The sequence below is a fragment of the Pseudomonas tremae genome (assembly GCF_023278125.1).
Lineage (GTDB): Bacteria > Pseudomonadota > Gammaproteobacteria > Pseudomonadales > Pseudomonadaceae > Aquipseudomonas > Aquipseudomonas tremae.
This window is the reverse complement of record NZ_CP066270.1, coordinates 1,245,705-1,260,574: the sequence shown is the minus strand read 5'-3', so window position 1 is coordinate 1,260,574 and position 14,870 is coordinate 1,245,705. Positions and strand designations below refer to the sequence as shown.

The following is a 14,870-nucleotide window of genomic DNA, read 5'->3' as shown; positions in this document are numbered from 1 at the left end:
TCACACTCCCGGTTGCCGGTAATTGAAGATCGCGCGCCCGGATAAGGCGGGCGTGGTGTCGCGAATGGCGTTTTGCATCAGGCTCAGCAGGGCCGCGCGTTGATTGGCCAGGCTTTCCAGATGCGCGAGCAGATCATCGAGGCGACAAGGGTTTGCTATCCAGCTGATCAGGACCACGCAGCGGGTCTGCGGATCGATGGCAAACGCGCCTTCGCAAGCACAGGCAAGGCTCGCGCCGCCCTCGCTGAGCAGGGCTTCAAGCCGTTGAGGGTCATCGGCATCATAGGGGTCGAGCAGCTCGATGCTGCACCGAACCCCGTCACCGATCACCGCCAGACGAGCGTTGGCTTCATCGATCCAGCAGTCCAGCGGCGTCGCCGGTCGCTGGGCAAACCATTGGCCGAGGATCTCGGTGAAATCACTGAATTCCATCGATGATTGCTTTGGTGATGCCGTGTTTGGCGCGCAGGCTTTCATTGACAGCGATATTGGCAACGTCGGCTTGCTGCTGAGCGTCGTTGAATGCCTGCATATCTTCGATAGAGCCGCTTTCCGAAGCCTGCATCGCCGCGTCCTCCATATTGGTCTGGGCGCGATTCGAAGAGTTGTCCAGATGACGTTGCAAACTGTTGAAACTGATCATGTTCTGGTGCTCCATAAAAGGGGTTCAACCCTTGAGTGGAACAAACATGCCGGACGGTTCCATTTTGTGATTCGCGATCCGGTCGCGTGTGTGTTCGTTCGAGGCCTGTGCTCAGGCTGACGGACCAGCGCCCAACAAACCGTTGCGCAGGTTCGTCCAGTCGATATCGAAAGCGCCATTCGCGTCACTCAGCCGCAAGCTGCCCAGCGCTATGGTCGCGTCACGCTTGAGCTGCCAGTGCTCTGCAAACCGGCTTTCGGCCAGCCACTCGGCGACAGGCTCGGCCATATCGGGGTGAACACCAAGCGTTGCGACCGCTTCATTGAGCTGACTGGCAGCAAGGTTTCTGACCACCGCACGCGCCCTTTCGGCCAGCGTCGTGTCGTCCAGCAAATTCTTTAGCGACTCGTTCAAAAGCGTTTCAACAGCGCACAGCGCTTGCTCCTGCAAGGCCTCGCGTTGCGCTTTCAGCTCAGCCAGCAGGTCATTGGCGCTTTGCCAGAACTGTGCAAGCGCCTGTTCTTGCAGGCGCTGGGCCTTCTCCTGCTCAAGCACCAGCAATTGGCTGGCCTGCTGCTGCGCATCGGCGAGTACATCGCGCGCCATCAGGCTGTCGGCGATGTGTTCACGGCGCAAGATCGGTTCAGGCAGCAGCGTAGCGGCCGTCAGAGCAATACTGCGTTTGGCGAGCATGGGGAAATTCCTGAGACAAAGAGAACCGGAGGGTGTTCAGGCCGCCGAGACACGCCACAAAACGGCTTGCCACAACGTTTGAAGCTTGTTATAGGGTGCCTTGCACGGGGTGTCAGCCACCTCTTCCGGCGGCCACGCCAGGCGCAATCGAGACCAGTATCGAGCGCCTAGCCAGGCCCCCAGCAGCAATCGTGCATCCTGGTTGTGCAGATCAAGCCAGACCTCGGGCCGTAACGCCTTGCTGAACCCTCGGCACCATTGCCCGTCAGGGTCTTCACTTTCATTCAGGGAAAAGCAGATGCATTGCGCCAGCGCTATCGCCTGTTCACGTTGCGACGGTGACAGCGCCAGCCAGCTCAATACCGGCTCATCTAACTGCGGCGGCTGATCTGCAACGATGCCGATACTCTGAAGAAACACACCATGACGGCTGGTCAGCAGCGCTTCGCAATCATGTATCGACACTCCATGCACTTCGGCAAATCTGTCCTGCCAGGCCGGGTGCGCCCAAGGCCAGGGGTTACACCACCAGTTGACCCACAGTTGCTCGGCATCCTGATTCATCACGCACGCGCCGGAAGGTTCGAACGCTTGCCACGGACGCCTGCACCGATGCGCTTCAACAACGCGGCACGCCAGTCACTGCGCACCAGCAGAACGGCTATCAGCAGTGACAGCAGAATCCCGGCCGGAATCACCCAAAGCATGACCTTCCAGAATGGCAGGTTAGCGCTATCGAGCTTGAAGGGCCCGAAACTCACCCATTGCGTGGTTTCCTGGAATTCGGCAGCCGGGACGAAGACAATCGAAAACTTCTTTGAATCTGCAGATTGCGCGGACATGCCGGGAATACTGCTGGCGACCATCTGTTGAATACGTCCACGCACACTGTCAGGGTCCAGCGCAGCCGAGTGTTTGATGAAAACCGCAGCGGATGCCGGTTGGATCGGCTCGCCCGGCGCCACGCGCTCTGGCAATACCACATGCACCCTGGCGACGATGACCCCATCGATCTGCGACAGTGTGGCCTCGAGTTCTTGCGACAAGGCATAGATGTAACGGGCGCGCTCTTCAAGCGGGGTAGAAATCACCCCTTCCTTTTTGAATATCTCACCCAGACTGGTCCGTGAATGCCGAGGCAGGCCTGCTGCGTCGAGCACGCGCACCGCACGGTTCATGTCGCTGGTGGCAACCGTCACCACTACGCCGGTCTTCTCCATGCGTTTACGCGCATCGATATGCTGGTCAGCAAGACGAGCTACTACCTCGTTGGAATCCTGCTCAGAAAGGCCTGTGAACAAGTCAGTCTCGTCACTGCAGCCCCCGAGCAGGAGCATGCACAGCATCAGCAGCCCTGCGCTCAAAAATTTCACGGAAACCTCTACTGCAGGTTGGTCAACTTGTCGAGCGCCTGAGCGCTCTTGCTGACGACCTTGGTCGTCAACGCCATTTGCAGCGAGCACTGCGAAAGCGCGCGGCCCAATTGCACGATTTCCGAACCGTCTTCGGAGTTCGCCACTTTCTTCATCTGACGCATTGCCTGATTTGAAAGCTTGGCGGTATCGCCCAGACGCTCGGACAGCACGCTGGCCACCCGATCGCTCAGGTGCGACGTAGCAGGCCCGTTATCCGGACGCATCGCCGCATTGAATAAGTCGACATCCGCCTGAGCGGGCTCAGAGGCAAGGCCCTGATGCACATTCTGCCCAAGCCCCGGGGAGACGCTGTTGATATTGCTGATTTGGGAAATGGTCATAATGACTCTCCGTCAGGCGGCTGTCAGTCAGGACAAGGATTGATTATGAGTACCCTGCAGCAGGGCAGTGAGCAGCAGCGCGGCAGTTTGCGCGGCACTTGATTGCAAGTTGCCAGCCGCGTTGCCAGCGCCTTGAAGCGTTGCTTCAAGCCCTTTCTGCAGCAGTCCACCCAAGAGCTGGCCCAAATCCTGACTGGCCGTATTGCCATTGGTGTTGCCGCCGGACTGTGTCGAGTTGTCGACAGGGGAACCCAGACCTCCACCCGAAGCGGATGCCTGCAGACCCCGGTCGATCAGTTGCCCGATCAATTGACCTGGGTCAAAGGTGCTATTGCCGTTGCCATTACCATTGCTGGAAGGCCCGGTGTTGGCATCAATCAGAGGATCACCGAACGAACCGGATGAATCACCGGACCCACTCACAGGAGAACCCAGACCACCGCCACCAGCCGCACCACTGGCACCACTCTCTTGCTGGCCGAGCTGTTGACCGATGAGGTCGAGGGCGGAACGGAACTGAGCAGTTTCCTGACCATCCAGACCATTGTCTTCCTTCAGTTCGTCCGACCAGGTGCCGCCGTCGGTGGTAGGGAACTGGGACTTATTGTCGTCCATGAATTGGGCGACTTTTTCCAGCAGAGGCATGTCATCTTTGGAGAACGTGGTTCCGCCGTCCTCGCTGGGCTTCAGCAGATCGTTCAGCACAGCTTTGCCAAGACCGCTCAGCACCTGGTTCATCAGGTCAGACTGTCCGGCACCCGAACCGCCACCCACACCGCCGCCCAAACCGGAATCAGAGCCACCACCACCGCCACCGCCTACATCTCGATTACCGGCCATGCCTGCGGAAGCGCCGAAATTGTCACCGAGCTTTTCGTGGATCAGCTTATCGAGCCCTGCGGTGATGTCATCAATGCTGCCACCGGACTTACCGTCCGCAGCCATCGATTTTGCGAGCATCTTGCCAAGCGGAGACGTGTCATCCAGCTTGCCATTTTTAGTCAGCGCCTGAACCAGTTGATCGATAACGTCCTTGAGCTCTTTGCTCGACGTGCTGGTGTTGTTGCTCACATTGCTGTCGGATGACAACGGGAACGACGATACCGGGGTTTGCAACGAGGCAAAAATGTTTAGAGCTTGCATAGAAACGCCCTTCCTGAAGTAGCGGCCCCCTCCGTCAAGGGGGCAATCAGAAATAATTAGTAACTGATACCTTTGGCGTTTTGCGCCGTGGCACTGATTTTCTTGTTGGTGGAGTCTTCTTTACCAGCTTCGATGGCGTTCAAAACGTCCATGGTTTGCTTCTTTTTGGTCTCTTCGGCTTGCATGGCGATCAATTGCGCGCCGTTGGCGTCCATCTCTGCGCTGGCCTTGTTCTGCGCAGCCAGCGACAGACTGTTGCCCATGCCTGTGCCTGCGAGAACGTTGCCCTGCATGTTAGCGGCCGAAGCGATAGTGTTAGCACCCTGCAGTGCACCGCCAATGCCATTGGCGACGCCGGTGCCGGCTTGGGTGAGACTCGAACTGATGCTTGGAAGAAATGGCATGTCTTGATTCCCCTTTCTTGGCTATACCAGCGTAATTGCTTGGTACAACTACGTGGCATCAGTCCATGAATCGGTTCCGGCGACAGCACAAAAAATCAGATCTGCAACTCTTTTATCCGGCGGTAGAGCGTGCGCCGAGGCATATCGAGCTCCTGACTGACAGCGTCGATGCAGTGGTGATGGCGCTTGAGCGACTCCTGGATCAGCGCTTTCTCGATAGCCCGCAACTGCGATTTGAGTCCGCAAGCCAGGTATTTTTCACCCTGAGGCTCGCTTCCAAGCAATGGAAAGCCCAGCACGAATCGCTTTGCTGCCGCCTTTAATTCACGAATATTGCCGGGCCATTCGTGCTTCAGCAGTAGTTCCTGAAGCGCCGGGCAGACAGTCGGCACGGCGACATTCAGCTCGGCACCAGCGGCCGCCGCAAAACGTTTGAATGAGGGGACAATACGCTCAGGCTGGGAGCGCAGCGGCGGCAGCTTGAGGGTCAGTACATTCAGGCGAAAATACAGATCGCGGCGAAATCGACCGTCCTCCACAGCGTCGTCCAGCGAGCATTGGGCCGAGGCAATCACACAGATATCGAGCTTGATCGTCGAGGTCGACCCCAAGCGCTCAAGAGCTCGGGTTTCAAGCACCCTCAGCAGCTTGGCTTGCAGGTTCAGCGACATGCTGTCGATCTCATCCAGATAGAGCGTGCCGCCCTGCGCTGCTTCGATGTACCCGACTCGAGAGCGGTCGGCTCCGGTGTAAGCGCCGCTGACCACTCCGAACAACTCACTCTCTGCCAGAGATTCCGGGATAGCCGCGCAATTCATGGCTACCAGCCGGCCTTTACGGCCGGACATCGTGTGAATCCGCCGAGCAATGGTGTCCTTGCCAGTGCCAGTCTCGCCTGACAACAGCACATCGATACCCAACTGCGAAATACTTTCGGCAACGATCCCGAGATTCGGGACACGCTCCTCGTCCAGGTCATCATCGTACGTAGCGTCCAGACTCATCCCGTGATCCCCAAAACTCCAGTGTGGCAAGAACGCCGCGAATCAGATTCCAGCCGCCAAGGCAATTTGCGTGGTAACGCCCAGCTCCTTCATGCGGTGATAAAGGGTACGTCTTGGCAGTTCAAGCTCTTCAAGCACCGCATCGACATTGTGGCGATGCCGCTTCAGGGCATCCTGAATGAGCATTTTCTCGATGACACGCATTTGCGTGCGCAGGTCGGTGGCCGAGGCCAGGTCCTCGACAGGCTCGCAACCCAGTAAAGGAAAATTCAACACAAACCGTTTGGCTGCCGATTTCAGCTCACGCACGTTGCCTGGCCAGTCATGACTAAGCAGGACCTGCACACGTCCGCTATCCAGCGCTGGAGCCGGACGCCCCAGCTCGGCAGCGATTTCCTGGGTGAACTGGTCGAACAACGGCAAAATCTGCTCACGACGTTTGCGCAAGGCTGGCAGATGGAGCGTCAGCACATTGAGCCGAAAAAACAGGTCGCGACGAAAAAGTCCTTGTTCCACCAGTTCATCCAGTGGTCGCTGAGCCGAAGCTATCACCCGCAGATCCACAGGAATGAACTCGGTCGAGCCTAGCCGCTCGACGCCACGGCTTTCCAGCACACGCAACAGCTTGGCCTGAAGACTCATTGGCATGCTGTCTATCTCGTCCAGGTACAGCGTGCCGCCACTCGATGCTTCGATGTAGCCCTCGCGAGCGCGGCACACGCCGGTAAATGCACCGTTCACCACTCCGAAAAGCTGGCTCTCGGCCAGCGACTCAGGGATCGCAGCGCAGTTCATCCCGACAAAAGGTCCAGACCTGCTGGACAGCTCATGGATACGGTTGGCAAGCGTGTCCTTGCCCGTGCCTGTTTCGCCACACAGCAGCAAATCCATATCAAGGAACGCGCTGTTCATTGCAATTTGATGACCCGCCGATACTGCAGTTACGCCCCAACACTCCTGGACGTTCTTATCAATGTCTGTGCTCATCGGTCACTCTCATGGTGGAAGGCAAGCGGACTATTAATACCACGTCTTACAAGGCACACATATAGGGATTTAGTTCCCCAACGAGTGCAAAAAATATCACAAAAATGAGAATGACTATCATCGTATCATCGTCATATTAACGGCGCCCCAAAGGCATGAAATTGATCGAGCAAAAATAACTAGATTAGAATTTATTCAACAAAATCAATAAGTTACGATATACAATTGCTATTTAATTATCGTTTTTTGCTCTTTTTATTTACTGCAACAAATACGGAAGCAATACCGACGCACTCAGAATTTAATACACCTCGACATAACACAGCGATAGCCCGACATAACAAAATAAAAGAAGACCCACAAGACTGAAATAAAAACACTGACCTGTACGCGAAACGCTTCAACTTAAGAAATGCTCTTTGGCATAAACATCCAGTGAACTATAAAACACTCACTCATGACAAGAAGACATCCATCGACAAAGAATAAAATCATACATCGGTTATTACAGGGGATAAGAGAGATAAAAGTTTGACCAGACGATCAGGTATCAGCATGGCAGGGTTCGGATTTCCGAACGTCAGCTCACCCTTAACCTGGCCGATCCCACAATCCCCCCGATTTTCCGCCTCAAAAGGTGATAGCTATTTGCCACACCCTCATTCGGCATTCCGAACATATATCCTTTCGTAGCGCCTTTGCTGAAACAAACCAATGCGCCACTACTTAGCTGAACCGGTTTAATGTAGGACAATCAGGCAATGCAAGCTATGCAAAAGCCATCACATCGTTATCAGCCATGCTTATAGGCAGTCATCACCAACGTGATTTTTGAGACGGTGTGTCTATGCAGTTACAAATGCTTACAAAGTTCAAAAAAATTACTGACCGAACACGGCAAAAGATGGACGTCCAAGAATTTTGCGATCCAAAAAACATGTGAAAAGAGAATTTAAAGATTTTCTTAAGACTATTAACAAACCAGACATTAAATGAGAAAAACAGCAAAAACCGGCGGTTTTCAGGGGTTTTTCTAAAAAATTAAGAAAATTTTAGTGTTTACTGACGTACATCGCTGGCATAGACCACCACCCGTGGACCGGTGGGCAGCTCACGGGGACCGCTGCGGTACTCGATATCCTCTCGTTTTCGCGGCGCCGAATGATCATCTCTGGTGCGCGTTGTCTTGACTGCACCGATCGCAAAATCATACTGATTCGGGGCCAGGGATGCTGTCGAAACGATTGGCTCCGAGCGTTCGGCAACCAAGGCAGGCGTGGTTTTCTCTGCAGGCATTGCCTGCAGTGCTTCTTGCGTAGGAGCAGGCGGTGCAGGCGGCGGAGTTTGTTCTGCCACGCTTGTAGGTTGGGCCACCTTGGGGATCGGCGGGCGCTCATCGGCTACCGGCATGGAAACGACAGGGCCAGGGCTCTGCTCGGCAACCTTCACTGGATGAACCGGTTTCTGCACGGGTAGCTGCTCTGCAACCTGCACCGGCTCAGCAGGCTTGATCGCCGGAAGCGGCAAAGCCTTTCTGTTTTCGTGAAGCGGAGGCACCGTGGTCGTAACGGGTGTCTCGCCGGTGATTTGCTGGATGCCTGCCGTCAGGGCTTGTTTGTGTACCTTGGGTATCAGCAGACGTCCTGGACCATCCGGCGTTTTTTTGCGCAGGAACGCCGGGTTGAGTCGTACCAGCTGGGCCTCATCCACGCCAGTAGTGGCAGCGAGCTGGGAGAGGTCCACCGCATGGTTCAGTTCGACCACGTCAAAGTAAGGCACATTGGCAATCGGGTTGAGCTTTACACCATAGGCCGCCGGGTTGCGCACCAGCATAGACAGCGCCAACAAACGAGGTACGTAATCCTGGGTCTCTTTCGGCAAGCTCAGGTGCCAGTAGTCAACCGGCAGGCCACGACGTCGGTTTGCTTCAATCGCTCGCCCGACCGTGCCCTCCCCTGCGTTATATGCCGCAAGTGCCAACAGCCAGTCGTTGCCGAATTGACCATGCAGGCGCGTCAGGTAATCCATCGCCGCTTTACTGGAAGCCACGACATCCCGACGAGCATCGTACGTGGTGCTCTGACGAAGGTTGAAGGCGCGTCCGGTGGAAGGGACGAACTGCCACAGACCTGCCGCAGCGGCAGGTGAGTTGGCCATGGGGTTGTAGGAGCTTTCAATCATTGGCAGTAACGCCAGCTCCATAGGCATTTGGCGCTCGTCCAGACGCTCGACAATGAAATGCAGATAAGGGCTGGCACGAACGCTGGCACTGTTCACAAAACCCTTGTTGCTCAGCAGCCAGTCACGCTGACGGATTATCCGCTCGTTGGCGCCCTGCCCGTCGACCAGCCGGCACCGCTCAGCGAGACGCTGCCAGACGTCATCTCCGTTATAAGCCGGCATGTCGGAAACGCTCGGCAGGCCGATGTCCGCCTGCTCGTTGGTCGAGCCGCCATTCACCAGCCCCGCAACAAGGCGCGGCAAGCGATCATGGCGCGACTGGGAATAATCGACTGACTGGCAGCCCACACACACAGAGCCCAGCGCAAGAATGGCGATCTGAACCGAACGGACCAATAAGCGAGGTCTGGAAATGGGTGGTATAGGGGCTGGCATTGTCGGGAATGTCCTGAGCATGTTCACCCTACGTGGTGCGATGGCCATTCCGGTTCCCTGCACTGCAGATGTCGGCTGCGAAAACCCTTACAGCTGAAACACTTCAGTCACCCCTTTTTTATGGAACCACAGCCGCTTGTGCGCCACGCAACCTTTGAAGAACTTCAAGGATTCATCAAGGCATCGCTCTGCGGAAGCAGAGGACAAGGATAAGGACAAGGAGATTCACAGTGCAGGCACCCACGATCAGCCGGAACACCGGAAACGTTATTCAGACACAGGCGGCAGCAGCCCTTCGTAACCCATCCGACTTGCAGCAACGCGCCGAACAGCCCACCCAACGCTCATCACACTCGCTGGGGAGTCTGGGAAAACGAATGCTGAAAAGCGTCGGCAAAGTGTTTCAGAAATCCAGAACTCCGCGACAGGCAGCGGCCAGACCACCCAGCACAACAAACACCTCAAGCTCACATCCGCCTTCCAATGGCGCAGTCACACAGAATGCCACTCGGGCATCTCGTCTACCGGGCACTGACAACCCACCCAAGTCAATCCTGCGCAACAATTCAGATAAAGCGAGCAGCTCCGGAACAGCAGTGCATGACGCCGAAAAAGCGCTCAAACAGGCAGAGCCTGCCGACCGAAACAACCGCCGTGTCAGGTTCGACATTCCGGGAGAGCGCCTGGAACGCAACACTTCAGCCGGACTATCTGCAGATCCAGCGGATGATGAAGAAGTGGTCGCCAACGCTGTTCGCGAATCCCGACTTCCCGGTAGCCGCCTGCAAGGGCACGACGGCAAGCGCCAGTCATTTATGGCCAGCAAACCGAACGAGGCAGGCAGCTCCGGAATCAACGTCGACGATTCAGACGAGCCAGCGCAAAAACCAAGCCTGGGACGCAGTGCTGGCGGTCGTTTCGAACTGAAAGATGAAAAGTTTACACGCCACGCCCAACCCCAAGGCACCGTCCAGCTGGATGCCAAAGGCAAGCCCGATTTTTCCACGTTCAATACACCTGGCCTTGCCCAGTTACTGGACTCTATTCTCGCTGGCCCCAAACAAACCTACCTGGCTCATGAAAGCAAACCCGGCGTGCATGGACACCAACTGCTAGAGGCCAACGGATACCTACTGCATCTGGTGGAGGACGAAAGCTCGCTGGCCTTGGTTCGCAGTAGTAACGAAGCACTGAATATAGAAGGGAAAAAGCCGCCCACCGTGCGCATGGAACGCGTAGACGGCCATATTCATATCGAAACCAGCAGTGGCCGCAAAAGCCAGGAGTTGCCTGGCAAGGCGCATATGGCCTACCTCACCGACGTATACCAGACCAGCAGCCAAGAACGCCTGCGTGTGTACGAAAACCGGTTGTATCAATTCGACCCGACCAGCGCCCGCTGGAAGGAACCGGAAGGTCTGGAAGACATCGCGTTCGATAGTCTTTCCATGGGCGGTAACGGCTCGGTCTATGCGAAAAGTGACGACGTTCTGGTCGACCTGTCGAGTCCATTCATGCCACACGTGGAAGTCAAAGACCTGCAGTCATTTTCGTTGGCGCCGGACAATAGAGCTGCTTTGCTCAGTGGCACAAAAGCTCAGGCCATCCTGCTGACTGACATGAGCCCGATAACTGGCGGGCTGACGCCGAAAAGAACCAAAGTTCTTGAGCTGGATGACGGCAAGGCGCAGGCGGCTGCAGTCGGCTTGAGCGCGGACAAGCTGTTCGTCGCAGACACCCGCGGCAGACTTTACAGCGCGGATCGCAGTGCGTTTGAAAGCGACGATCCGCAATTGAAGCTCATGCCCGAACAGGCTGGCTTTAAGTTGGCGGGCCTGCCTATTGGCGGCAACAACCGCGTCGCCGGATTCATCAACGGTGATGACGGTCGTATTCACGCATTGATCCAGAACCGTGAGGGCGAGGTTCACTCCCACGCCCTCGACGAGCAAGGTTCGACACTGGAAAGCGGCTGGAACCTGACCAGTGTGCAGGTGCGGCACAACAATCGCGGCCTGATCATGCCCCCGGCGCCCGCCGCCCCTGAACGGCTCAACCTGGATCGTGCAGGCCTGGTTGGCCTGAGCGAAGGACGCATACAGCGCTGGGATGATGCGCCTGAATGCTGGAAAGACGCAGGTATAAAAGATGTCGATCGCCTGCAACGCGGCGCCGACAGCAACGCCTATGTACTCAAGGGCGGCAAGCTGCATGCACTCAAGGTTGCTCCCTTCCACCCCAACATGGCCTTTAACCGCAACCTATCGCTGGCTCAGACAGCGCGCTCGACAACCGTCGAGATGGGCGAGGAGATCAAGGGCCTTGATGACCGCGTGATCACGGCATTTGCGATGGTCAACAATGAGCGATTTGTCGTACTTGATAAGCAGAACAAGCTCACTGCGCACAGCAAGGATCACCAACCTGTCAAGCTTGAGGCCCCCGGACTGGAAGGTGATATCAAAAGCCTGGCGCTGGACGAAGAACACAACCTGTACGCTCTCACCAGTACCGGCGGGCTTTATTCTCTGTCCAAGAAAAGCTGGCAGTCGACAAAGCTGAAGTATCAGATGCGAGCCGAATGGACGCCGGTTGCCCTCCCGGGAGGGCAGCCGGTCAAAGCGCTCTTCAGCAACGACAACAACGTGCTCAGCGCCCAGATCGAAGACGCCGAGGGCGAGGGCCTGATGCAGCTCAAGGCAGGTGAATGGCAACCTTTCGAGCAGCGCCCGGTGGCAGAAAATGGCTTGAACGATGGGTACTCGCGCATCAAGGGCTCAAACAAGACCTGGCGCCCAAAAGGCGGGATGACCGTCAGGATGGATTACAACTTTATGGGCCGCGGCGGCATGGAGAAACGCCACAAAGCCAGCTCCAGCGAATTCATGCGCGCCAACGTCGCCAAACCCACCCTCGCCTGGCCTCGCTGGGTGAAGAACTCCGGTAACCATCTCAAGCATCGTTACCTTGGTCGCGTAGGCTTGAAAGAGGTTTATGAAAGCGAGTCGATTCTGTTCCAGCAACTGGAACTGATACATGAGGCGGGGGGAATGCCACCGGCGCCAGGTAAAGATCTGAAAACGCGCATTGCCGCGCTGGAAAAAAAACTGGGACCCGAAGGCGCCACGCTGATCAAAAAACTGGAAGCTCTGCGCGACGAGCTGGAAAATCACAGTTACACCGCGCTGATGTCTATCGGTCAGAGCTACGGCAAGTTAAAAAACCTCAGGCAGAGGGATGGCATTCTCAATCAGCATGGAGAGTTGGCCAAGCCGGCGGTACGCATGCAGTTTGGCAAGACGCTTGCCGCTAAGTGCGCAAAGCTCAACGTCAAAAGCTCTGGGCATGATTTAGTCAAAGAGCTGCAAGATGCCTTGACCCAAGTCGCTCCGTCCGCTGAAAACCCCACCAAACAATTACTCGGCAAACTCAAGTATCAAGGGCTGAAACTCAGCCATCAGAAAGCCGACATCCCCATGGGCCAGCGCCGCGACGCCAACGAGGATCAAGGGTTGAGTAAAGCGCGTCTGGCGCTGGACTTGGTCACACTGAAGAACCTCGGCAATCTTCTCGACGAAGTGGAGAAGCCACAAAGCGATATCGACGTGCTGGAGAAGAAACTGGAGACGCTGCGTGATGTGACCTACGGGAAAAACCCGGTCAAGGTGGTCACGGATATGGGTTTTACCGATAACAGTGCACTTGAAAGCGGTTATGACTCGGTCAAGACATTCCTGAAAGCGTTTAAAAAACAGGACCATGCCGTAAGCGTCAATATGCGCGCAGCCACAGGCAGCAAGGACCAGACCGAGCTGTGCGAAAACTTCAAAAGCATACTCAAGCAACTGGAGCATGGCGACGACGAAATCAGTCTGCAGCGTAGTTATGGACTGAACCTCACCACCCCATTCATGATCCTTGCCGATAAGGCCACAGGCCCCTGGCCAATGGCAGGCGCCACTGCTAATCGTAATTACATACTCAACGCCGAACGTTGCGAGGGCGGAGTGACCTTTTACCTGATGAGCGAAGCTGCGGGGAGCATGAGTGGCGGTTTAGGCGCCGGTCACGATTACTGGCCAGGTTTTTTTGATGAAAAAGATCCTGCACGCAGTGTCGACGTCGGTAACCACCGTTCGCTAATTCCCAACTTTCGCCTGCGCGTAGACGTGACCGCCACTGCCACCGCCAGCCAGCGTGCCGGTGTGGTCTTCAATGTTGCGGATGAAGACCTCGGCTGGTTTGTCGACAACTTGTTCGCGGGCACACACAACCCGCTGAAAATGATGAAAAAAGCGGTAGACCATGAGGCCTATCAGGCGCGACGATTCACGTTTGATATCACGGGGGCCGGAACGGCAGAACTGCGCGCAGGTATCAACCTGACCCCGGATAAAAGCCCGACAGCCGACCCTGACAGCGATTCGTTTTCTGCAGTTGTACGCGCAGGGATCGCTGCAAACCTTACTGTTAATGCGCTGAACTACAACGATTACTCACTGATCCAGAAGAACGACAAGACTGAATTGCGTGAAGGCGGCAAGAACCGCCCTCGATTCTTCAATAGCCTGGCGGCGGGGGGACAGATTCGTGGCCAGATAGGCGCCACCCACACTGAATCTACAGGTCGCCCTGCCTCCACTCCCGGGCCGACAGCCGCCTCCCAGTCAGCCGCCAACAATTTAGGCGCAGCATTCAATTTCAGCGCCGATAGAAAAACTGTCAAACGGGTCAAGTTTCGCTACAACGTAGCCAAGCCGATAACCAACGAAGGTCTGACCAAGCTGTCAAAAAGCCTTGACGGTGCATTCAAGGACAACACGATCAAAGCAAAACTGGCCGAACTGGCCGACCCTCTGAATGCACGCTACACAGGCAAGAAACCTGACGAGGCCATTCAGGCATGGCTCGACGGGCTTGAAGAGTTGTTTGCCGATACACCACCGCCGAACGACGATGACAAGAAGTACAAGGCGCTCCGCCAGCTGAAACGCGCAGCGGTCGAGCATCGGGCGTCCGTCAACAAGCACAGCGTAATGGACAACGCACGCTTTGAAACAAGCAGAACCGATATATCGGGCATGACCAGCGAGAACATATTCACCAGGATCATGAATTTACTGGGCAGCGAGAGTGCTCCAGGTAACGCGACAAGGGTTATCGAACTCATGCGCCACGATCCGAAACTCCGTGCATTGCTGAAGGAAATGGAGCACAGCGTCGGAACGTTGGCACGCGTACGACTGGAACCCAAGGACTCGCTAGTCGATAAAATCGATGAAGGCAGCCATGACGGCACCATGACTCAAAACGACCTCTCCCGTCTTCTGGAAGACCGCAACCAGATGCGCATCAAGCGGCTGGTGGTATTCCATACCGTGACTCAGGCTGAAAACTTCAGCTCACCTCTGCCCTTGGTCGGTTATAACAGTGGCGCAAGCTTAAGCATCACTAAAACGCTAGGACGCATCAACTTCATTTATGGCGCCGATCAGGATAAACCGATTGGTTATACCTTCGACGGGGAATTGTCACGACCATCCGCTTCGCTCAAGGAAGCGGCGGCCCAGTTGAAGAAAGCGGGGTTTGAATTGAAGAGCTGACAACGCAAACAGCGAAAAGCG

At 55.9% G+C, this 14,870-nt stretch carries 12 protein-coding genes; 1 reads left to right on the top strand and 11 read right to left on the bottom strand.

Annotation, left to right across the window (positions count from 1 at the left end; genetic code table 11):
- The 11 genes from I9H09_RS05785 to I9H09_RS05735 form a co-directional block, all read right to left on the bottom strand.
- Entirely contained in the window at nucleotides 1-432 is a 432-nt protein-coding gene (locus tag I9H09_RS05785; RefSeq protein WP_005891565.1) for a hypothetical protein, read from the bottom strand.
- Nucleotides 419-643: a type III secretion protein gene (locus I9H09_RS05780; protein WP_005891564.1), complete on the bottom strand. Its 225-nt coding sequence runs from the start codon at nucleotides 641-643 to the stop codon at nucleotides 419-421. Before I9H09_RS05780 ends, I9H09_RS05785 begins: the two co-directional genes overlap by 14 nt.
- A gap of 111 nt (nucleotides 644-754) precedes the next feature.
- Nucleotides 755-1,336 carry a type III secretion system stator protein SctL gene (gene sctL / locus I9H09_RS05775; RefSeq protein WP_055002264.1) on the bottom strand — a complete coding sequence of 194 codons (582 nt, stop codon included), beginning with the start codon at nucleotides 1,334-1,336 and terminating at the stop codon, nucleotides 755-757.
- A gap of 36 nt (nucleotides 1,337-1,372) precedes the next feature.
- Nucleotides 1,373-1,900 (bottom strand): hypothetical protein, encoded by a 528-nt coding sequence (locus tag I9H09_RS05770; RefSeq protein WP_005891561.1) that lies wholly within the window; start codon nucleotides 1,898-1,900, stop codon nucleotides 1,373-1,375.
- A complete protein-coding gene (gene sctJ / locus I9H09_RS05765; protein ID WP_005891560.1) occupies nucleotides 1,900-2,709 on the bottom strand; it encodes a type III secretion system inner membrane ring lipoprotein SctJ in 810 nt (269 codons plus the stop codon). Before sctJ ends, I9H09_RS05770 begins: the two co-directional genes overlap by 1 nt.
- A gap of 8 nt (nucleotides 2,710-2,717) precedes the next feature.
- On the bottom strand, nucleotides 2,718-3,092 hold the full coding sequence (gene sctI / locus I9H09_RS05760) for a type III secretion system inner rod subunit SctI (RefSeq protein WP_005891559.1): 375 nt from the start codon (nucleotides 3,090-3,092) through the stop codon (nucleotides 2,718-2,720).
- 27 nt (nucleotides 3,093-3,119) lie between these two features.
- Nucleotides 3,120-4,235: a type III secretion system effector HrpZ gene (gene hrpZ, locus I9H09_RS05755; RefSeq protein ID WP_005891558.1), complete on the bottom strand. Its 1,116-nt coding sequence runs from the start codon at nucleotides 4,233-4,235 to the stop codon at nucleotides 3,120-3,122.
- A gap of 56 nt (nucleotides 4,236-4,291) precedes the next feature.
- Complete coding sequence (locus tag I9H09_RS05750; protein ID WP_024671149.1) at nucleotides 4,292-4,639, bottom strand: type III secretion system major pilin HrpA; 348 nt, start codon at nucleotides 4,637-4,639, stop codon at nucleotides 4,292-4,294.
- 95 nt (nucleotides 4,640-4,734) lie between these two features.
- Nucleotides 4,735-5,643, bottom strand: a complete 909-nt coding sequence (locus I9H09_RS05745; RefSeq protein ID WP_005891554.1) for a sigma 54-interacting transcriptional regulator — start codon at nucleotides 5,641-5,643, stop codon at nucleotides 4,735-4,737.
- 42 nt (nucleotides 5,644-5,685) lie between these two features.
- Nucleotides 5,686-6,630 carry a sigma 54-interacting transcriptional regulator gene (locus I9H09_RS05740; protein WP_005891552.1) on the bottom strand — a complete coding sequence of 315 codons (945 nt, stop codon included), beginning with the start codon at nucleotides 6,628-6,630 and terminating at the stop codon, nucleotides 5,686-5,688.
- Between the two features lie 1,059 nt (nucleotides 6,631-7,689).
- Nucleotides 7,690-9,246 carry a lytic transglycosylase domain-containing protein gene (locus I9H09_RS05735; protein WP_122312766.1) on the bottom strand — a complete coding sequence of 519 codons (1,557 nt, stop codon included), beginning with the start codon at nucleotides 9,244-9,246 and terminating at the stop codon, nucleotides 7,690-7,692.
- Between the two features lie 230 nt (nucleotides 9,247-9,476).
- On the opposite strand from I9H09_RS05735, the gene I9H09_RS05730 reads away from it, so the two are divergent.
- A complete protein-coding gene (locus I9H09_RS05730; RefSeq protein WP_236502366.1) occupies nucleotides 9,477-14,849 on the top strand; it encodes an AvrE-family type 3 secretion system effector in 5,373 nt (1,790 codons plus the stop codon).
- The last annotated feature ends 21 nt before the right edge of the window (nucleotides 14,850-14,870 follow it).